The 22042-nt window shown below is 59.2% G+C and carries 14 protein-coding genes and 1 pseudogene; 2 read left to right on the forward strand and 13 right to left on the reverse strand.

The window, feature by feature from the left end:
- Nucleotides 1-684 precede the first annotated feature (684 nt).
- The 11 genes and pseudogenes from JM946_RS17455 to JM946_RS17505 form a co-directional block, all read right to left on the reverse strand.
- The gene (locus tag JM946_RS17455) at nt 685-2142 is read right to left on the reverse strand and encodes a serine hydrolase (RefSeq protein ID WP_203168635.1); all 1458 of its coding nucleotides are present in this window, start codon (nt 2140-2142) and stop codon (nt 685-687) included.
- 2 nt (nt 2143-2144) lie between these two features.
- A complete protein-coding gene (locus JM946_RS17460) occupies nt 2145-3146 on the reverse strand; it encodes a dipeptide epimerase (RefSeq protein WP_203168636.1) in 1002 nt (333 codons plus the stop codon).
- Nucleotides 3147-3185: 39 nt separating this feature from the next.
- Complete coding sequence (locus tag JM946_RS17465; protein WP_203168637.1) at nt 3186-4289, reverse strand: aminotransferase class I/II-fold pyridoxal phosphate-dependent enzyme; 1104 nt, start codon at nt 4287-4289, stop codon at nt 3186-3188.
- Nucleotides 4286-6052 carry a CocE/NonD family hydrolase gene (locus JM946_RS17470; protein ID WP_203168638.1) on the reverse strand — a complete coding sequence of 589 codons (1767 nt, stop codon included), beginning with the start codon at nt 6050-6052 and terminating at the stop codon, nt 4286-4288. Before JM946_RS17470 ends, JM946_RS17465 begins: the two co-directional genes overlap by 4 nt.
- A complete protein-coding gene (locus JM946_RS17475; protein WP_203168639.1) occupies nt 6031-7377 on the reverse strand; it encodes a spinster family MFS transporter in 1347 nt (448 codons plus the stop codon). The genes JM946_RS17470 and JM946_RS17475 overlap by 22 nt, the downstream gene beginning before the upstream one ends.
- A 13-nt stretch (nt 7378-7390) precedes the next feature.
- The gene (locus JM946_RS17480; protein WP_203168640.1) at nt 7391-9796 is read right to left on the reverse strand and encodes a S9 family peptidase; all 2406 of its coding nucleotides are present in this window, start codon (nt 9794-9796) and stop codon (nt 7391-7393) included.
- 52 nt (nt 9797-9848) lie between these two features.
- Nucleotides 9849-12071, reverse strand: a complete 2223-nt coding sequence (locus tag JM946_RS17485) for a TonB-dependent receptor (RefSeq protein ID WP_203168641.1) — start codon at nt 12069-12071, stop codon at nt 9849-9851.
- Between the two features lie 743 nt (nt 12072-12814).
- Nucleotides 12815-13426 (reverse strand): DedA family protein, encoded by a 612-nt coding sequence (locus tag JM946_RS17490; protein WP_203168642.1) that lies wholly within the window; start codon nt 13424-13426, stop codon nt 12815-12817.
- A 27-nt stretch (nt 13427-13453) separates the two neighbouring features.
- Nucleotides 13454-14572, reverse strand: coding sequence for a hypothetical protein (locus JM946_RS17495; protein WP_203168643.1), 1119 nt, complete (start codon nt 14570-14572; stop codon nt 13454-13456).
- Between the two features lie 65 nt (nt 14573-14637).
- Nucleotides 14638-15005, reverse strand: a pseudogene (locus JM946_RS17500) (nuclear transport factor 2 family protein).
- Between the two features lie 41 nt (nt 15006-15046).
- The gene (locus tag JM946_RS17505) at nt 15047-15445 is read right to left on the reverse strand and encodes a RidA family protein (RefSeq protein ID WP_203168645.1); all 399 of its coding nucleotides are present in this window, start codon (nt 15443-15445) and stop codon (nt 15047-15049) included.
- Nucleotides 15446-15569: 124 nt separating this feature from the next.
- On the opposite strand from JM946_RS17505, the gene JM946_RS17510 reads away from it, so the two are divergent.
- Nucleotides 15570-16487, forward strand: coding sequence for a LysR family transcriptional regulator (locus tag JM946_RS17510; RefSeq protein WP_203168646.1), 918 nt, complete (start codon nt 15570-15572; stop codon nt 16485-16487).
- 42 nt (nt 16488-16529) lie between these two features.
- Here the strand turns inward: JM946_RS17510 and JM946_RS17515 are convergent, their stop codons facing one another.
- Both JM946_RS17515 and JM946_RS17520 read right to left on the reverse strand, forming a co-directional pair.
- Entirely contained in the window at nt 16530-18650 is a 2121-nt protein-coding gene (locus JM946_RS17515; RefSeq protein WP_218042944.1) for a TonB-dependent receptor plug domain-containing protein, read from the reverse strand.
- 877 nt (nt 18651-19527) lie between these two features.
- Nucleotides 19528-20325 (reverse strand): TIGR00266 family protein, encoded by a 798-nt coding sequence (locus JM946_RS17520; protein ID WP_203168648.1) that lies wholly within the window; start codon nt 20323-20325, stop codon nt 19528-19530.
- Between the two features lie 125 nt (nt 20326-20450).
- Between JM946_RS17520 and JM946_RS17525 the strand changes: the two genes are divergently transcribed.
- Nucleotides 20451-22004 (forward strand): POT-type proton-dependent oligopeptide transporter, encoded by a 1554-nt coding sequence (locus tag JM946_RS17525; protein WP_203168649.1) that lies wholly within the window; start codon nt 20451-20453, stop codon nt 22002-22004.
- Nucleotides 22005-22042: the final 38 nt, after the last annotated feature.

Consider the following 22042-nt stretch of genomic DNA (forward strand, 5'->3'; position numbering starts at 1 on the left):
CACACTCCCACCGCGAAAGCTTTGCGTCGCAGGCCTCGGCCGGTCCGTCGGCAACTCCAGCAGCCCCGGCGCTCCTCGGAGGTGCGCCACCCAGTAGTTCAGCTGTTCCTCGAACTCCCCCCGGGCCCGTGATTGACGGGATACTTGCGCCTCACTCCTGCGCAGGATCTCTGTAGCTTCCGAAGAATCACCTTCTGACTTGCCGTGGACGAAAGTAGCGTCGTTCATCAATTCCCCCGAAGCATCAACCTGCGGTGCTGTTCGTGCGTACCGCACGCGTGGGAAGCACGCCCAGCTGCGGTACAGCACAACTGTGGACACGCTGGGTACAGGGAACTCGAACGGATGGCAATCAAGGCGCCCTCCCCCCGCGGGGACATTCACCAAGATTTGTTACGGGAATGCCCCTAGCTGCGCATGGCGATGAATAAACGCCCGGCGAAGGCACTCTGAATTGCTCTGATTTCAACCACCTATTAGGCGCCCGCCATTGGTTCCGGCAGAGAGCGCCCGATCTGAGCAGGCGCTATGCTATCGGCCGAATGCGCGTCAGGCGATAAGGTGACAGCCCCGGATGTTTGGCAAATGGGAAGGAGGTCAAAGCCGACTATCTCGACATGCACCATATATTCGAGGATATGTGCACACCGTCGCGAGTCCTGCTCGCTACTAAGCGCTAGTGCCTTAGCGTTGGGACAGTCTTCTCTTGTAGAACTGGATCGGGCGCGCGGCCGGCTCGAACCGAACGCTCAAGCCGCAGATCTCACCATCCGGGCTCGATTCGAACATCAAGCGACTACTTCGGTCGAATACGTGCGGTACGTGTATCGGGAATAGATCAGATTCTTCGGCAACCCACGCGTCATAGTGCCAATGGTTCAATTTCAGAGCGAGGTCACCGCGATGCAGCTCCAGCCCGTCACGATGGTAACGGATGTCAATCATCCCATAAGCAGGGTGCTCATACCTGCCTTCATACTCGGATAGCACGTGAGATGGCGAAGTGTTTTCCACCCGACGGATGCTATTGTTTCGCTGGCATGTGCCTTCGATCTTACTCTCGTAGAGAGCGAGCGCCTGCTCCAAGGTCTGTGCCGGCTGTAACCCCATGAGCAAATCAAACACGTGCTGATTGACCAGCCTGGCGAGAGCTGGAGGACCGAAATTGAGAAAACAAACCACGCCTATTCTCTGGGCTGGAAACAACATCACCGAGCTATTGACGTCGTCCAAATAGCCACCGTGCGACAGCCGTGCATGCCCGTTATAGGTGTCGACAAACCATCCCATGGCATATGCGGCATTCGGGCTTGGCGCGGACAGGTCTGATCCGACTCCAATCTGCGGCGCATGGATGTGCGCGAGCGTCTGCGAGTGAATGACAGTACGCTCGCACGCCCTTCCCCCATTCATATTGAGCAATAACCAGCGAGTCATGTCTTCCACGGTCGAGTGGATCGCACCTCCCGACGGCGCAGTCACCTCGCAACGGGACGGTTGCGTTCGCAGCAACTCTCGACGAATCGTTTCGTGATACGACCGAGTGAAGTCATCTGCTGGCGCCTTGAAGCTGGTACTGGTCATCCCGACCGGATCCAGCAGCTTCCGCTGTACCAATGACTCCCATGTCTGCCCGGTAACGATCTCTGCGATATGACCCGCAACACACACGCTCAGATTGTTGTACTGAAACCGGTCACGAAATGGCGCGGACATCTCGAGGTGCTGCATGGCTTCAAGCAGCTGGGCGCGAGAGATTGAGTTATGCATCCACACCCAATCATGGCGCGGCAATCCCGTCCGCATCGATAGGAGATCCCGAAGCGTAACCTGCGCACTCGCGGCCGCGTCGCTGATGCGGAAATTAGGTGCGTATCGTTGCACCGGCTGATCCCAGCTAAGCACGCGCTCGTCCACTAGCACACCCAGGGTCGTCGCATTGATGGCTTTAGTAGTGGAGGCTATCGGGTACGCTGTACGCGCGGTCATCGGGAGCTTCGCTTCCAGGTCCCTGTACCCGTATCCCTCGGCGAGAAGCAACCGCCCGTCACGCACAATACCAATCGCTAGGCCGGGCACCCGCCCAAGGTGCAGCACTGGTTTTACGATCTTCTCGAGCTCGGCAGCAATATCGCGTGACATGCTCAGCCCCACAACCCGGACGGGCAAGCAATCAGACCTTCACTGTACTCGACCCTCGGGCTGCGATCGGTACGCAGGAACACCGGCCCGTCCAGATCCACTACCGTGCACATCTGCCCAATAAGGTGAGCCGGCGCCATTCCAAGCGACGTCCCGATCATGTTTCCTACCATCGCTTTCAATCCGAGCTCTCTCGCGGCCCGCGCCATCGCCACGCCCTCAGTGAATCCACCACACTTGTCCAACTTGATGTTCACGACGTCAAAGCAACCGACAAGAGCAGGCATGTCCGCGAGGCACTGCACGCTCTCGTCTGCCGCGATGGGAATTGGGGACTGAAAGCCCTTCAATAGCGCCTCTTGACCAACGGGAAATGGCTGCTCAACCAGCTCGACCCGCGCCTCGACCAACACCGGAAGCAGTTGCTCGAAGGAGCTCCGTGTGAAACCCTGGTTGGCATCGACTGCGAGCCAGACATCCTGCCTGGCTGCGCGAACCTCCCGAACACGCGCGGCATCTATCTGTTCGCCAGTGAGCTTTAGCTTTATCGCTCGAGCCTGCGTATAACGGCACGCAGCGGTCGCCATCTGCTGCGGGCTGTCAGCGCCACATGTAAACGTGGTCACGATCGGGCGAGGCAGCTCCAACCCAGCGATTTCCCATGCGGGACGACCGCTGAGCTTTGCTTCCAGATCCCAAACTGCGCAATCGAGTGCGTTGCGGGCACCACCGGGAGGCAGCATCCGCTGCACCGAATCCCTGCTGATACCGACCTCGATGTCAGCGCGCAACATCTCCAGTTGCCGCCGCATGGAGTCTGGCTTGTCGTTCCTGTAATGCACGCCGGCCGCTTCACCTCGGCCGATCTGCCCGTCCTTCTCCAGCGTGATCAGCAGCAGATCGAAGAACTCAAACGAATAACCCGCAATCCGGAATGGAGCGACGAGCGGCCATCGCTCTACTTCAACGTGCATCCGCAGTGGACCGAGGATTTCCGATGACATTCTGCTCCTCCTTATAACGACATACGTGACACGCAGCTCTCACAGAAGGCGTTGCAGTCCATCGAGCAGCCGATCCATGTGCTCGCGCGTATGATCGGCAAAGATGCCGCAGCGAATCGCGCCTTGCTTGGTAGCCCCGATATAAGTCGTGTAGTACACGAACAGCCCCCTTGCAAGCAGCGATCGTTGAAGCTCGCGCATGGATTGCTCTGTCCCCACGGAGAACGCCGCTACGGGAGCAGCGCTGTCGCCGACGTCGAGCCCGAGCCTTCTGAGGCCAACCTTAAGGTAGTGGATGTTTTGGCGGAGGCGCGCGAGCAGCTCTGGATGCTCTCGTACATATTTGAGGCTGGCAGCGCACATCGCCGCAGCAGCCGGCATTCCTGGCGAGGCCCCACGCGCTGCTGGCGACTTCCGATATGCGGCGACCTCATGCGAGGTTCCAAGGGCGATGCCGCCGTAAGTTCCAAAAGCCTTGCCGAGCGACCCGCCAATCACCGCAGCTCCAGCGGCGATCCCGTGGTGTTCGCATGCACCCCTGCCAGTCCCACCCAGCACACCGAACGAATGTGACTCATCCACGAGCAAACGTCCGCCATACGACAATGCCAACTGCCAAAGCTGGTCGAGCGGTGCGATTTCGCCGAGCGACGAGAACATGCCGTCCGTGATGATCATTGGCTTCTCACCGGCGGACAGGTATAGCTTCATTCGGCGCTCGAGATCCTGAGTATCGAGGTGCCGAAACGACCAGCTTCTTAGCCCGCTCGCAGCAATCGCCTCGCGCAATGAGTAGTGAGCCAACTCGTCGAAAAATATCGCCTGATAACCATTTCGGATTGCAGCGATGGAAACTAGCGCGAAGAAGTAGCCGCTACCAAGATAGAGCGCGTCCGACGATCCGAAGAATGTCGCCGCCTCTGCTTCGATCTCGCGATGTTCGGACGTGACAACGTGCTGCTCTCTAGAAAGCGGCAGGCCAGAACCCAGCAGACGCAGTGACGTGACACCTGCTTGGATGATCTGCGAGTGAGAAGCGAGCCCGAGATAGGATGAGCCACCGAAGTTTACATAGGGCTTTCCATCGAGGACGATCTGCGCCCCAACTGCAGAGCCCATCATGCTCCGTAGGGTGTCGTTCATTCTTGGCCCTGGCGATCGGTTACCACGCTGCGCGCCCAAGCAGGTTCTTCCGACACATCGTCGCCCAGCGGCACATAGAGAACGCTCTTGTGCGAACCGTCGTGAAACAACCTTACGGTCACTGGGCGCGCATCTTTGACCGATTCCTTCGACACGACGCCGCCGCCATTGAAGTTTCTTTGGGTGTAGATGGAGTCGTTCGAACCCACCACTAGGCGCAACCGGCTTCCCTTACTGATCTTAACGGCAACGAAAGTGAAGTGATCGAAGTCGTAGCGCAATGGCTCGCTGGTTCCGATGAGTACCTCCCTGCGCAGATCTTGACGGTAGCGCGCCCGGATTCGATCCTCCGACAGGCGCATCGCGCTGCCCAATGCATCCACCAGGTAGACAGTTGCGCGAACATCCGTATCAGGGCGATCGATGGATAGCCACACCGACAGTTTGAAGAATCCAGAGACTTCCATCTCGCTGGGGAATGGTTGACTGTGGTAGATCAGTTGCGAAACACCCGCAGCGTGAATCATCCTCTGATCAACCAGATAATTGGAGCCCACGGAGGCTTCGACTTGCGCTAGCCGAGTGTCGCGCGGATCATAAACAAATTGGTCGGGCGCGCTGCTAGCTGGTTCCGACTGCAAGAATCCGGAGCTAAAAACATCGGTCGGATTGCCAGCCGAATGCAAATACAGGAGTTGCACGCGCCTGGTAATGCTATCCAGGCTCTCCGCGTAACGCCACCTATCCGCTCCGATGACGTAGTACGCAACCTTGTTGTGCAGAAACTCTGGCTTCGGTCCACCCTGCATGGTCCATGCGTACCACTGCAGGTGCAGTCGAGGCAAGTCGATCACGCTGGCCGGTCCCAGCTTCAGTCCACCAAACTCCGCCCTTGGTGTCCGCGTGCCGGCATGATCCCAAGGACCGATGACCAGATAATGCCTTTCGCGGGCAACTCTGCTATGTCTCAGATGTTGTCGGTAGTAACTGATCGCACCTGGCTGATCGCCGTCGTAAATACCGGTTATCGAGAGAACCGGAAGCGCGATTCTGGAGTATTGCTCGGATGTCGGATTGTAGGAGTCCCAATAATCATCTGGCTGCGGATGTCGTAGCCATTCCTGAAAAACGTCCGATGGATTTCCCAGAAAGGTGTCCAGCTGCTCGAACGCATTGCCCGATTCGTACCACTCGCGAAATCGTTGGTCCCAGTATTCAACTCCATCCGCGAAGATCTTGTCCTGCGAGGCTCGTCCCCACACTAACGTCAGCCATCGCATTAGGTATGGCGATGCAATGTTGCCGCCGAAAGGAAAATCAACTCCCATGGACGGAGACGCGACTGGAACGATGGTCGAAAGGTGCGGTGGCAGCTCCTTCGCGGTAGCCCATTGCGCGTACCCTGAATAGGATCCTCCCCACATGGCTACCTGCCCATTACAGTAGGTCTGTTGAGCCAACCACTCCACTACATCATGACCATCCTTCGCCTCGTTGATGTTCGGTTTGAATTCGCCGCCCGAGTCGCCGCGACCACGAACATCTACCGTCAAGAATGGATATCCATGAGCGGCGAAGTACATCCCTCGGTCATGGTACGTCTGCCCAATGTAGGGAGTCAGCGTGAATATCGCTGGCGCGGGGTCCCGCAGTTCGCGAGGTATATAGGCGGTGGCATTGAGGCAGATGCCATCGCGCAATGGAATCTTTATGCCCCACCGCAGCTGTACCTGATATCTTCCTATACCGCGTGTTTCTTCCATGACTTGTCCATTATCGATGACTCTCCCTGCTTACCCCAACTTTGCGATGTAAGTGCGCTGGCTTGCAAGCTCTGCCGCACGGTCAGGCTGGCGCGCCAGAGATGCCACCCTACCCACAATTGTCCGGGACACAAGAGCAACAAGACATAGCGGAGCGATTCTTCCCCGAACATCGGGCGCAAGGCATCGGACAAAGCGCCCGCCGCCAGCGGGCCCAAACCCATTCCAATCAAATTGGCAAACAACAGGATCAGCGCCACGGAAACGGCACGCATCTGTTGTGGAACGAGCGTCTGGATCGTAGCAAACAGCGGCCCATTGATCATGGTCCCACCAAGTGTCGCCAGCCCGATCAGCCCGAACGCAGCGTAGCGGCTGGATGAGAGGTATGCTCCCGCCAGCAGGGCTCCGAAAGCGCAGCACGCAACAGCCATGGCCTTCAATTGCACATGTTCCTTGTTGCTTGCGTAGCGTGACGCGAGCTCGCCTCCCCAATACGTACCCAGCAGTCCGCTGATGCCATAGATGATTGAGAACCAGGTTCCAAGCTCGCCGGTTTGCAGGCCAAAGCTACGCACGAAGAACGCTGGCTGCCACTTCGCCATGCCATAGGCAAAGAAGTAGAGCACTGAAAAGCTGAACAGCAGGTGCCTAAAGGTCGCGTCAGTCCACAGAGTGAACATCACGTCTCTGAGAGTTGGAGCAGGCTGAATGCGTTCCGGCGTGCTGACCTCCGGCGAGTGAGCCCGGCGGCTTGTGCGGGGCTCTCGTAATGTAAAGCGCGCCAGCACAGCTAGCATGACACCAGGCAGCCCCAACACGATGAAGGTCGCTCGCCAGCCGTAGAACTCATTAAGCCAACCAGCAATGAAGTACCCAACCACTGCGCTCAGCGGCCCGCCGAGCATGTAGAGCGCAACAGCACGCGGGCGCTCTGCGCGCGTGAAGTAATCCGCTATGAACGAATGTGCTGGAGGAACACAACCCGCTTCGCCAACGGCCACGCCGATTCGAATCAACAGCAACTGAAAGAAGTTGCCCGCAGCGCCACATAGCGCGACAGCGCCACTCCACAGCATGGTCGTCAACGACACGATGGTCACACGATTGCCGCGATCAGCCCATCGCGCGATCGGAATTCCCATGATGGAGTAAAACAACGCGAACGCAATACCGCTTAGGAGCCCAAGCTGGGTATCAGTCAGGGCAAGGTCCACTTTGATGTCTTGCAAAACCAGCCCGAGCGCCAGGCGATCCACCTGATTGAAGGCAAGGATCAGCGATAGCAGGACAAGCAGATATTTCTTGTAGAACTTGTCACTCACGCGGCCGCACCGCTCATGGCGAACTGCCCTCGCTCGATCGGAGCAAATACCCGCTGGGCGGCTCAGCACCCAGCAGGTGACGAACGAAAAAATCCCATTTGCGCCGAATGAAGTACGGAGACTTGAAGAAGGCTGCGTGGTTCGCATTCGGAATGATAAGGAGGTCGAAATCCTTATTCGCTGTGATCAACGCATCAACGAGTTTCATCGTCAGCGCCGGAGAGACGTTGTCATCCAATTCACCGTGCATCAAGAACAGTTTCCCTTTGAGATTGCCCGCAAGGGGCAATGTGCTGCAGCTCAAGTAATCGCTCTCTCTTGGCGAGCCGTGATAGGTCTCCCCCCAGGGCGCCAGATACCCTCTTTGATCGTGGTTACCTTCGGCTGAGACACCAACCTTGTAGAACTCCGGATACTTCAACAGCGCATACGCAGCGGCGAACCCACCGCCTGAAACGCCGTCGATACCGACACGATCGAGGTCGATGTATGGGTACCGTGCCCCCAACTCCCGGATGCCCGCGATGTGGTCTTCCAAGTCGCTTGCCTTCTCCAGCCTTCCATAGGAGTAGTCCAGAAACGCCTTGGATCGATTTGGCGTCCCACGACCATCGATGGTGACCACGATGAAGCCGAGCTCCGCCAGGCTCTGAGCTTCCGACCTGCCGAAGTTTGCCTCTACGAAAGTCTTCCCTGTGCGAATCGACTGCGGGCCCGGATAGTTCGCGTCGATCACCGGATAACTACGATGTGGATCAAATGTGCTGGGCCGATATAGATTGCCGTAGATGCGCGTGATGCCGTCGGCAGCCATGACACAAAATGGCTCCGGGCAGACGTAGCCCCCCCTATGTAGCGCTGAGATGTCTGCACTCTCGAGCTTACGGACGAGTCTGCCGTCCGAGGTCCGCAACACAAAAACCGGAGGGACATCGGGGCGCGAGTAGTTGTCCACGAAGTATCTTCCGGAGCGAGAAAATTGTCTCTTCTGTGCCTCCGTGTGCGGGTCGTCAGGGGACAACTTTGATATGAAATGCGGCCACTTGTGGTCCGCGTCCTCCGGTGTGAGCAGCCGTAGTTCGGTGCCATCCATTCTGACGCTGTAAAGATGCTGAAAATAGGGATCTCGACCGCTCTCCCGGCCGCTCGCGGTGAAATAAATTGTGCTGCTCGTCTCATCCACTCGGACGATGCTGCGGACCACCCACTCTCCGCTCGTAATCTGATTGCGGAGTGTCCCGGCGCCGTCGTACCAATACAGATGCCCCCAGCCGTCACGCTGCGAATACCAGATCACATCCCCATTGCTGAGCGATCTCACGAGCGGATTGTCAAAAACGGTGCTGGCGTTGGTGTGCACCAGCGTATCGCTAGTTTCGCGCAGGATCTCGGTTGATACGCCGGTTACCACATCGAATCTGCACAGCGTAACCACCTTCGAGAATCTATCTCTGATCAGGTAATACACCGTGCCGCCGCAGGCCGACCACCAAACGTCCCGTTTCTCGAACGGTGTTTGCACCAGGCACGGTAGGCTTGCATTCGGAAGGTCAATGCAAGATCGCGCGGCGATATCAACGAGCACCAATTGAACGGTCGGCAGATGCTCGTCCCCTGGCATTGCGTACCGGAAGGTGTGCAGCTTCGGCCTTACACTTCCATCCTCAGGTACCGACTGAATTAGATGTGCGCTGAGCACCTGCCGCTCGTCCAATCGGTGAGTTAGCAAGAAGCGCGAGTCCGGCGACCACACGGCCTGCAGTACGGGTGCCTTTCTTTCGCGAGCATCGCTTACGACGTGCGTGCAAAACTCCGGCAGCCCTGCATACCCACAATGCTCCATGCCGTCCGTCGTCAACGCAATTGCGTCGCCACCAACCGCCGGACGAATCCGAAGGTTGTAACCCTCAACAAAGGCCACCAGCTTGCCGTCTGGTGATATCAGCTCTCCTGGTAACGCAGCCATCGATTTGCGCTCGCAGCCCGGCGGGCTGAATCGGCAAATCCATGAGATCCCGTCCAGGCTCAACTCAATCGCGGCTCGCCCTTCCACGTACCGAAAGGTCTCGAATGGTAGCCTCTTCGGGCTGATGTGCTTGCCCATGGCATGCGATAGGGCAGACGCGACCTTGCCATGATCAAAAGCGGGTGCTTCCTCTCCCGTCGTGGCGTCAATGGCGACGAAGGATCGATCGCCATCGGTCGTGACGCGCATGTACCAGAACCGTTCCTCATCTTCGATCCATTGATGCTGGATGTCTGCATTGCGCGCATACCGCTCTCGATTCCAGCTGAGGAATCGCTCAGCCCGAGCATAATCGTCAGCTGTCACCTGCAAAGCAGCGCCACTCGGCCGTTGCCCAGGGTTGTCAGGCGTATAATCGTGCGCCAGATCAGCGCTATCCCTGCGTTTCAGCATCCAAGATGCTCACATTTAGTTGGAAATTGCATGGTGCGGAGATTCCTTCCGATCAGAAGGATTTGGTTACGGAGAATCCGATGGTGCGAGGCTGTATGTACGTGAACAAGTCTGGATTCGGGACAGTGGCATCCAAGCCGCTTCTCAACACCCCCCGCTCGTCCGAAACATTGTTGCAGAACATGTTCAACGTCCAAGACTCATAGACGACACCGGCTCTCAGATCAGTCTGAGTGTACGAGGGAAACGATTGTCGAACCGGAGTCGCCTTGAACTGCCCCTTACGTTCGCCGACATAGCTTATCGAGCCCCCAAGGAAACCCGTGGCACGACCCAACGGAAACTCCTGATCGATCGAAAAATTTCCGGACCATCGGCTGCTGTAAGGCAACGGGTCGCCTTCAGCGCCACGGATTCTGGAAAGCGTTTCCGGAAAGTCTTCGGCGAGCTCCGCCTCGCTAAACGCAACCCAAGCCGAGACCGTGAGCCCATCGACGGGATTTGACTGCAGCGACAGTTCGGCACCTTGGCTTCTCGCGGCACCAGCATTGTCCTGGAAGCCAAGCGCGCCTGTGCTCAAAGAAAGCTGCACATCTTTCCAGTCGATGTAGTACATGGAGGCATCGAATGAAACCGCTCCCTCAAGCACCGCGCCCTTCAAACCGATTTCGTAGTTCTCAGTCGTATCGGCCCCGAACTGGCACGGGATGTTCGCCGTTCCGCACGTTGTATTGGGACCTCCTGGGCGATAACCCGAGGCAAACCTCGCGTACAGCATGAAATCTCGGGAGATCTTCCACCTCGGCGTCACTAAGTAAGTGAACGGCTCGTCCTCCGAGTTCACTTCCGGAACATTGGGCGCATTCGGAAAGAAGATAGGCTGCAACACACCGGATCTGATCGTGTGAAACGACAGCTCATTGTGGCTAAGGCGCCCTCCCAGCTGAACATCGAAACGATCCGTAAAGGTAAACGTAACGTTGGTGAACGCTGAGTACTCGGTGAAGTCACTTGGAGTCGCAAGCGTAAGTAAGGTGCCGACTACGCCGCCATCTGCGGGATTTACTGCAGCGAAGTCCCCCGTGGCGTCCACTCTCTCGTCGGTGTAGAAGGCGCCGATCATCCATTTGACTCGCTCTCCCAGGGGAACGAGCAACCTGAGCTCCTGTGATACCTTCTCGGTTTTGCGATGGAAGGGAGCTGAACTTCCACTTACACCAAACGAGGCATTCGCAAATTCACCGAACGAAGCAGTGACATCGATATTCGTTTCGATCTTGTCGATGCTGTATCCGCTCGCTGAGACAATCTCTGCGCGACCCAGATCGGCTCGGATCGTCGCTGCATAAGCTTGCGTGTCTCTCACATACCCGCCGCTGCGGCGAAGCGCGTTTCTTTGCAAGCCCGACAGGCTCTTGTCTACTTCATCGGTTCCATGGCGCTCACTATCTTGAAGTAGAGCGGTAAGCTTCACGGAGACTCGCTCGGATGGACGCCAAAGCGCGGCAAGTCGACCGCCATCGTTGTCTCGACGGTTTATGTCCTGTTCGCCGGTGAGGGGATTATCGACGTAGCCCGCTTCACGTCCTGTGAATCCGCTGGCTCGTATTGCAAACGTATCCCCCAACGGGATATTCACTGCGCCTCGAAAGTTGTATCCCTCATCCCCGCCTCCCCGGACATCGGAAAAGCCAATCTCGGCACGCCCGGTAAATGCTTCGATACTTGGGTCTACTGTCACATACTTCAGCAAACCTCCGATGCTGCTGGCGCCATACAGCGTGCCTTGCGGACCACGCAAAACTTCAACCTGTGCCAGGTCGCTCGGATCGATATCCGGAACGAGATAGCCGCCGCCCTGGGTGGTCGAGGAGCCATAGGGCACGTCATCAATAAGAATCGCGACGGTGGGATTGGTGACGCCACCAGTGGTAATACCACGGATCGCGATGGTTGGTACGCCCGCGTCTCCGATCAGAGCCAGCCCGAGTCCGGGGCTCCTCGTGTAATAGTCCTGGATACGCAATTGGTTGTTGCTAGCAAGCTGGTCCGCGGAGATGACGCTTACCGGAACTGGCACATCCTGCAGGCGTTCAGCTTCCTTTTGCGCCGACACGATGACTTCTTCCACTCCGCGACCAAGGGTTCCGGTGACATTGGTCGTGGCAGCCGCTTCCGAACCTGACGCAGCGTCCTGGGCAGCAGCCTGAGTCCATGCACCGACGGTGCTCGTCATCGCGGCGGTGGAAAGCATCAGGCTGATAGTTCTTCTCATGCTCGGTCCCCTGTATGGATGTTGGAGCCATACCTTCCTATGGCTAGACCGGCAAGAGGAGCAGATTGAGCCCTTGTGCCTCAGAGGAAGACACGAAGACAGTCGTTCATCCTCAGCTACGCCCCCCCGATTCACGTCAGAGAGCCCCGCCTTGATCACTCAGCATGTCTGCCTTCTACTTGCCTCGCTACGATGCCGACAAGTCTGACGAGCGCTTACATCGCCCTGCGGAAGAATGCGCCCACGCGCATCGTTGTCTTCGAAGTAGTCCTCGTCGGGCATTGAGCGCCAATGCGAGATGACACTCAGACCGTTTGCACATAGACTGGGGCGTGGCTCGCGCATTGCCACTGAGCAGTCCTTCGGAGCGACCTTGGAATAACTGATCCTCGGGAAAGGTCGTTGCCTCTCACCTGCAGCGGGCACGCTTCGATCGTCTTTGACCGGGAGCCACAAGTGTCGGACGAATGCAAGGCCAGTTAAGTCGTCGGACCTTGCTTAAAGGCGGCTACGGTGGAGACTGCGGTTTGTCTCCCCCTCCCACATTGCGTTGGGCAGCCTCGTAGCACAAGCTCACGTGGCGACGGCGCCCGATCGCACCGCCCGCGTCGGGCATCTTCAATCATCATCGATCTGACTTGTTACTGAACTGGTCGCCCATCAATCAGTGCTTCTGGTATGACTTCCTCTCGCGCGACTTGATGACGTGGCGGATAACCACACAGCACGATCGAACGCAATGATCACCGCCCCGCGCGCTTCTCCCGCCGAAGCTTCACAACTCGATACACGTATGTAACGAGGATCAGAGCGATGATGCCCTTCGTCACCGGGTCCATGTACTTCGCGACTTGCTCGTACTGTGCGCCAAGCTGAAATCCGGCGAACACCAGAGCAGCATTCCACAAAGTGCTGCCGATCGTGGTGAACAAGATGAAGCGCGGCAGTGACATGTGAGTGATGCCCGCCGGCACGGAGATCAACGTGCGCACGGCGGGGACCACACGACCGAACAGCACGGCCTTACCGCAGTGACGTTGGAACCATTCGTACGCACCGTTCACGTCGTGCTCAGAGATGGTCAGCCATTGACCGTGTCGACCAGCCCAGCGAGCGAGGCGCTCACGACCCAGTACCCGCCCCGCCCAGTACCAGGGCGCCGCGCCGATCAGTGAGCCCAGGGTGCCCGCCGCAACGACGCCGATGCCGTTCAGATCGCCTCGGGATGCGGCGAAACCAGCAAACGGCATGATCAGCTCGGAGGGCAGCGGCGGGAACACATTCTCGAGGAACATCAGCAGCAGGATGCCCCAGTAGCCTGCTGACTCCAGGAATTCAACGATGCGTTCGACCATGCGTGCCCGCCACTTGCACCAACCTCGTCACTCGCACGGCGGTCCGCCGGGTTTCCTGGGTTCCAGCATGAATGCACGCTGTGGATCTTGTGAATCGGTGTAATAGCCGATCGCTGCGATCCGTGAGCGATCATTAATTGCACTCGCGATCACCAGTACGATTCGCGAGGCGAGCGGGCTGCTCGAATCGATCAGATCGTTGAGGTCCCGAATGCCCGAGCGTCGCGACCATATGACGGCATGCGGCGGGCCATCCGCGATGGATGACGCGCCGACGATGGTGCCCCAATCGTTGATGCCAGTGGCAGTCGAATAAGTTATTTCCCCAGTGAGCGTCGGCAGGTACTGCAAGCCATCTCGCCGGGTCCACTTGAAGGCGCGAGTTTGATCCGCGACGGTCTCGCCCACGACTTCGCCGTGGTTGTTGATTCTGGTCGGCAGAATCACCAAAGAGCTGGAAGGCGCAAGGCGCCGCATTCCGTGGCGCTTGTCCCATATGAATCCCTCGGCGGTGATGGGGCCGGTGCTCGTTCCGATCACCTGGCCTCGATCGTTGATGTCGCTCGCCCCGCTGCTGCCGTCCCCGTCCGCGAACGCCCCCAGATCCATCACCTCACCGTTTTTCTCTCTCAAGAACGCACGTTGCTGATGAGTGGGACCGAACTCGCTGGAACCGGCGATCTGACCGCGACGATTGATGCCGCTTGCGAAGGCTTCTATGCCTCCCAAGGACACGTGCAGCTGCCGGATACCGGCGCTCGGCGTCCAAACGAAGGCGACATCTTCTCCCGAATCGCTGTTGGAGGCGTTGCCGACGATGATACGGTCGTCGCTGATGTCTGCGGGATTGAGGTTTTCATGCCCGGGTAGCACGCCAAGGTCTCGCATCCCTGTCCGCCGGCTCCAGATGAAACCGTGATTGGTCAGGTCGGTGGACACCGCCTGCCAGCCCACGATCTCATCGCGCTCGTTGATCGCGGGCGCTCCCTGGTATGTTTCCCCGGCCGGCAGGCCCGGCAACCGCCCCAGATCGTAAACGCAGTAGGATGCGGCCTCGATGGGGCCCTTATCCGCACCCGCATGTCCCGACGCCGGTAGCAAGACCACACTGACCGAAAGCGCAGCAAGAAACATCCGATGCAGCATTGCATCCTCCTTGTTCGAGAATTGGGCGGATCACTACGCTTTCCGATTACACGCGCGCGGATGTTTCAACGCCTAACGCCGGTACAACGTTCCTTTCGATCGGCCCGTTCGCTCACTTCCAAGGCAAAAAAACTCGAAACATCCCGTTCGAATGGGCGGCTGACTTGCAGAACGTCCCAATGCTCGACGATCCTGCCCACCTGGTCGAGCCGAAAGATGTCGATGCCCGCATAGTCGTGATCGCCGGGCCAATGCTCGAAGCAATGGAGGACGACAAGGTCGCCCTCCGCCATGGCGCGCTTGACTATCGCCCGCTTGCCCGGCCACTCACGCGCCATGCGTTCGAAATAACTGATGAACGAGGTCGGCGGTGGTTGAACGTCACCTCATAGAAGGCGATTACGTTCGCCTTGTTCCGGGCAAGATCGGCCATCACACTCCCCTCCGGCGAGAGGCTTGAGCGCTCACCGTGTGTCACGCGGCCGCGGGCAGCTTCACAGTCACCTTGATTTCGAACGTAAACCCGGTCAGCCAGGTCACGCCGATCGCCGTCGCGGTCGGGTACGGCGCTTCACCCCAGGATTCCTGGACGATCGGCCAGATCGTCTCGAAGTTCTTTTCCATGTCCACGACGAAGTAGGTGGCGTCCACCACGTCCTCGAGCGTCGCGCCGGCGGCCTTGAGGATCGCGCGGAGATTGTCGAACGCCAGGCGGACCTGCTTCGCCAGGTCCGGCTCGGGCGAGCCGTCTTGGCGGCTGCCGACCTGGCCCGAAACGAACAGGAAGCCGTTGGACCGGACCGCCGGCGAATAACGATGGCGGTCATAGAGGGCGTGGCGACCAGGGGGAAAAACGACGTCACGGGTGGCCATGAAAAAGCTCCAAACACGGGTGTTAACGACGACTTCACTCTAGACGCCGGCGCGCGACCGACAAACACCCAACTCTGTGCATCACTGTTTGTACAATCCAAACAATCCCGGCCAGGATCGACCTATGGACCGATTCGATGCGATGCAGGCGTTCGTTCGAGTGGTGGAGACCGGAAGCTTCACCAAGGCGTCCGAGACGCTGCACATGAGCAGAACCACCGTGACCCAACTCGTCCAGCAACTGGAAGCGCGACTGCGCGTCAAGCTGCTCAATCGCACCACCCGTAAAGTCAACGTGACGGCGGATGGGGCGGCCTACTACGAGCGGTCCGTTCGGGTGTTGGCGGATCTGGACGATGCGGAGACCAGTGTGTCCACCGCCGCAGCCGCGCCGAGAGGTCGCTTGCGAGTGGATGTGCCCAGTCCACTCGCGAGATTGATCCTGGTGCCGGCCCTGCCCGCGTTTCACGAACGGTATCCCGACATTCAGCTCGACATGGGTGTCAGCGACCGCGTCGTGGATGTGATTGGCGAGAACGTGGACTGTGTCGTGCGTGGCGGTGAGCTCAAAGATCAATCGCTGCAGGCACGACACGTCGGTGATCTGCAGCTTGCCGTTTATGCAGCGCCCTCTTATCTGAAGCGTGCCGGCACCCCGTCGCACCCAGACGAGCTCGAAAGTTCACACCACCGCATCGTGGGATTTTTATGGGGGCGATTCGGCAAGCCATTGCCTTACGCCATGACTCGAGACGAAGAGCGCCTGAACGTGCATGGTCGCTATGTTGTCGCACTCGATGACGGCAATGCCTACCTTGCGGCCGGCCTGGCTGGCATGGGAATTCTATGGCTACCGAAGTACATGTCCGAGGCACACGTAGCGCGGGGCGAGTTGGCGCCGCTGTTCCAGGACTGGCGACTCGATACGATGCCGCTCTATCTGGCGTTCCCGCCAAACCGGCATGTCAGCGCCAAGCTGCGCGTTTTCATCGATTGGATCGTCGAGCTGATGGCGCGCCATGCGCCGATTGCACGGGGATGAGAGAACCACCGGACCTCACACACCGCTGTACTGGCGCGCGCCTCAGAACGTCTTGCGAACCTGCAGCTGAATGAACCGCAGCGCGTCGATGTGACGGTTCTCGTGGTAGGCGATCTGGCCGTACGCGCGGCTGCCGTCGTAGACGGTGCGCCAGCGGCTGCGGGGGCGGCCGGTGAAGTTGTTGAACATCACACGTACCACGGTGTCGGATTTGGGCATCCAGTCCCAGTACAAACGGAAGAAATGATCCCAGTGCTCGGTACGAATCTCGTCGAACCGATACGAGGTCTCGCGCTTGCTGTAAGAATCTTCGAGCGTGAGCGTCGAGTTCAGGCCAGCGAATTCCTTGGTGATGACGGCATTGCCGCTGAGCGGCGCGTCCTTGGAGATGCGGCGTGATCGATGAGTGTAGGGATCATCGAGCTCCGACCAGGTCCAGGTGCTGTTGAATCGCAGCTGGGTGCCCTGCAGACCGAGGCGCTGCAGCGGCATCGACAGGCCAAGGGCGACCTGGCCTCGCTTGCTGTCGCCCAGATTGCCGGGCGTATCGAAGTTGCCGACCGGCACGAAATCGACGGTGTCGCTCACGAGCGCATGCGTGTAGCCCAGCTGAGCGGCGCCCCCTTCCCAGAAACGTTTCTCGATCGCGGCCTCGAATTCCCAGGCATTCTCTGGCCGTAGATCGGCATTGCCACCATTGATGATGTCCGCGTCGAGCGACGCCTGCGAAGCAAAGTCGCGGAACTCGAGTTGACTGACCGTGCGCTCGACGCGTCCGCGCAATTGCAGGTTGCCGTCGAGATTCCAGGTGAGCACCGCGCGTGGCTTCGGATAGGAGAGCGTACGCTCGGCATTGGCGTCGCCGGATTGAGTGATTGTGGATGTTTCGTAGCGGATGCCGATATCGCCGGCGACGCGCGGTGTAAATTTCCAACGCGTATCCACGAACACCTCGCCCCGCCGCTCCTTCACATTCACGTTCGCCGCTGGCAGATCGACCGGTGCGCCATTACGCGCCAGCGCCGCATTGACCTCGAGGAAGTTGTAGGCGCCCTCCAGGCCGCTCTCCACCGTGAGCGTGGGAGAGAATCGATAGGTCAACGAGCTGCGCAGGATGGACTCGCCCCGCGTGGCCTCATCTTCAGATCGCTGCTGAGCCAGGGCGTTGGTGGCGTCCGCCGTGATGATCTTCCGCTCCAGCGTCTGCAGAAGCAGCACGCGGCCGACCATCCCGTCGGAGATCACGTGCTCGTAATCGATGCCCGCCTCGCCTTGATCGAGGCGAATGTTTGTAAACACCTCGCCTTCAGTGGTCTGGGGAACGTGGGACCATGGCACGAGGAAGTCATATTGATCCGTATCCTGGGTCGTGCCGCCGACGTTGATCCGAAGCAGGCTGGGCCCGCTGTTATACTCCACCGCGCCGTTGGCCTGGATCTGTCGCTGACTCCAATCCGTTTCGAAGCCGCTGGCGAGAATGACGTCGCCGAGATCGTTGCGCCGGATCTGTTCGCCTTTGCCGGTGCTGCCGTACTGCTGCTCATCTCGAACATTGAGCGCGCCGCTCAGTGACAATCGATCCGAGTTGCGCGTGCTCTCCAGACGCACTCCATATCCCGGGTCGTATTCCGATCCAAACAGTCCGATGAGCTCGCCCGCGTGCACGGTGCTGTTGCCGCCTTTGCGCACGACGTTTGCGACGATCGGCTGACCTTGCATGTTGATGCCGGGCGCGCCACCGCGAATGACTTCGACCGCTTCGACGTTGGCGACAGGGATTCGTCGCAACACGTCTTCCAACAGCACCGCCTTCGATGCCGGCCGTTGTCCGTCGATCAGCACATTGCCCAGCGCACCCGCGAACCCGCGCACGGTGTTGTCGCCGGGCTCGAATGTGAATCCCGGCAGGCGGCGAACCATGTCGATCGCGGTGGTCGGCTGAAACTCGGCAAAGAAGGCCGCGTCGTAACGAATGATTCCCGTGCTGGGATTTGCCGGCTGCGCCGGAATCGGCGCGCCGCCGATCGGCGGCTCATCGGTTATTTCCTGGGACCCGCCGGTGCGCGCGGGAAGATCGGTGCGAACTGGCTCGGCCGCGGCAAGGTGCGTCGGATCGAGCAGGAGCGCCAACAGCCCCCAGCCGCCACCGAAGCGGCGCGACATGAACGAACCTTGGCGCTCCGGCATGAAACGCAAGCCCCCGCGAGTCGAAAGTTGCGGGCAGCCGGAAGCGTGTCGCCGGCCCTCCCCCACATGAGTTCTAGTCGTCGTGATCCGGCTGGATTCACAACATGACAGGAAGTTTAGCCAGGGGCGGCCGCGAGGATTATGTGATTGTCGCTCGCCCCAACGGGCGCCTTGCAAGGATCTGGCGAGCGACGCGCGTGCGCTGAAGTTTTTTCGCCCGGCGCGGCAATCGTTCCTTCAGGGGCGGACTGACGATTCCCTCCCCTGAATTCAGATCTGCTAAAGCTTGTCGTTTTGACAAGCACTGCCGGCGGTGTGAGATTTTCGGCAACATGCAATGGACGGCGAACAATGAAATCGATAAGCATCGTCCGATTCAACAAGCCTGCATGGGCAAGCCTGGTCGTCGGCTTGTCCTGTGCTCTCGCCGGCTGCGAGACTTTCTACGGCGCCAGGATCACCATCAGCTCTCCGAATCCAATCGATCCTACGTGCGTCGATGCGGCGAGCCGATATGTGAAATCCGTGGATAGATTCGCGCGCATACAGGAGGGAGGCGGAGCGGTCCATTTCGATGTGAGACTCGGCGACCGGGACGTCGGCGTATCGGTGATCGATGGGCCGCCGCCAAGCATCGAGATCCAGTCCGCCTGGAAAGGCAAGACAAGCCACGAATTTCAGCGCGCGACCCTTCTCTTACTAAGCGATGTTTATGACGCCGTCGTGAGGTCATGCGACATTCGCGAGCCGCCAGCAACGATCGCAACAGTTTGCAAGATGCGAAAGCGACATTGCGACGACTGGTTGAAGCGATACAAAACCGCGTCTGCCGATGATAGATAGGCAGCGTCGGCTACCTGTTGTCACCATCGAGCAGCCCGCCCAGCGAGCCGAGCACAGACCCTTCGCCGACCTGACGCCCGCCAGCGGCAGGCGCGGAAGCGATGATGCGATTGGCGAGGCGCGAGAACGGTAAGGACTGCAACCAAACGCGGCCGGGGCCGGTGAGGGTCGCAAAGAACAATCCTTCACCGGAGAACAGCGCACTCTTCAACTTGCCGACATACTGAATGTCGAAGTCGACACTAGGTTCAAGGGCGACGACGCAGCCCGTATCGACGCGCAGCTTCTCACCGGGTCGCAAGTCGCGCGTCATCAGCGTGCCGCCGGCATGCACGAAGACCATACCGTCGCCGTCGAGTTTCTGCATGATGAAGCCCTCGCCGCCGAACAGCCCGGCGCCCAGGCGACGTTGAAACGCAATGCCAAGCGACACACCGCGAGCTGCGCAGAGGAAGCTGTCTTTCTGACAGATCAAAGTCCCGCCCATCTCGGACAGCGTAACGGGAATGATCTTGCCCGGGTACGGCGCCGCAAACGCCACGCGGCGTTTTTCCCGCGACTCGTTATGAAAGATGGTCGTGAACAGCGACTCGCCCGTCACCAGGCGCTTGCCGGCGCCGAGCAGCTTGCCGAACAGCCCACCCTGCTGAGCGGAGCCATCGCCGAAGACGGTATCCATCTCGATACCATCCTGCATCATCATCATTGCGCCCGCCTCGCCGATCGCAGCTTCGCCGGGATCGAGCTCGATCTCCACGTACTGCATGTCGTCGCCGAAGATCTCGTAATCCACTACATCCATCGCCATTCGAAAGCGCTCCGCCAGGAAGATCCTTATAGGATACCCGATGGCGCCGCTATTGGAGAGTCGACTGCAGGCGCCGACCGCATCTGCTATCTTTGCCCGCTTCGTCGCCAGCGTGAGCCGGGTGCATGAACGATTCCGTAGCTGCAGCTTCAGCGCGTCTGCCACGGCAGATTCCATACATCATCGGCAACGAAGGCTGCGAGCGCTTCAGCTTTTACGGCATGCGCAACATCCTGACGCCGTTTCTGGTCAGCTCCCTGTTGTTGTATGCACCGGAAGCCGAGCGGGCCGGGATCGCCAAAGATGTGTTCCACACGTTTGTCATCGGAGTTTACTTCTTCCCGCTGCTGGGCGGATGGCTGGCCGATCGCTTCTTCGGCAAGTATCGAACCGTATTCTGGATGTCCCTCATCTATTGTCTGGGGCATGCCTGTCTCGCCATCTTCGAAGACAACCGGACCGGGTTCTACACCGGGCTGTTGCTGATCGCGTTCGGCTCCGGCGGCATCAAACCGCTGGTAGTCTCGTTCGTCGGCGATCAGTTCGATCAGACCAACAAGCACCTGGCCAAGGTGGTGTTCGACGCCTTCTACTGGATCATCAACTTCGGCTCGTTCTTCGCGTCCTTGCTGATGCCGATCTTCCTGCGTGAGTTCGGCGCGAGCGTCGCGTTCGGCATTCCGGGCCTGTTGATGTTCATCGCCACCGCCATCTTCTGGGCGGGCCGTCACAAGTACGTTCATGTGCCGCCGACCGCCCCGAATCCGCATTCGTTCGTGCGTGTCGTGCGGACCGCGCTGTTTGCGCACGACCCCGGCGATAGCCGACGTGGCCTGTTCGTGGCAGCCACCGGCCTGCTATTTGGCGCGATTGCATTTGCCTACATCGGCAGGCTCGGATTCGTATCTTCGGCCTGTCTCGCGCTGGTGTTCGCCATCGGCTTCGGCGGTTGGGGCGCGCGCATGCAGTTGGACCGGGCGAGAAGAACCCATCCGGACGAGGCCGTCGACGGCGTCGCCGCCGTGCTGCGCATTCTGATCGTGTTCGCGCTGGTCACTCCGTTCTGGTCGCTGTTCGATCAGAAGGCCTCGACCTGGATCCTGCAGGCGAATCACATGGCGCGCCCGGAGTGGTTTCATCCCGCGCAGATGCAAGCGCTCAATCCGATTCTCGTGCTGTTACTGATCCCGTTCAACAACGTCGCGCTCTATCCGTTGCTACGCCGCTTCGGCTACGAGCCGACCGCTTTGCGCCGGATGGGATTCGGCATCGCATTCTCGGGGCTCGCCTGGATCGCCGCAGGCGCCATCCAGCTGGCCATTGACGGCGGCGATCCGGTGTCCATCACGTGGCAAGTGTTGCCTTACGCGCTGCTGACGTTCGGCGAAGTGCTGGTCTCCGCCACCGGTCTCGAGTTTGCCTATAGCCAGGCGCCCGCTTCGATGAAAGGCGTGATCATGGCGTTCTGGTATCTCGCCGTGACCGTCGGCAACCTCTGGGTGCTGCTCGTCAACGCCAGCGTGCGCAACGAAGCCGTGATCTCGCACATCGCCTCGACAGGGCTCAGTGAGAACGCCTTCCTGATGTTCTTCTTCGCGCTGTTCGCCTTGGCGAGCGCCTCCTGTTTCGCCTGGTACGCCAGACACTATCCTATGCAGGATCACTATCGCACGGTGTGATAGCCGCTAGCCGCCGCCCGACGACCCGAGCACAGAAC

This window comes from Steroidobacter gossypii (assembly GCF_016801985.1).
GTDB classification, from domain to species: Bacteria; Pseudomonadota; Gammaproteobacteria; order Steroidobacterales; family Steroidobacteraceae; genus Steroidobacter; species Steroidobacter gossypii.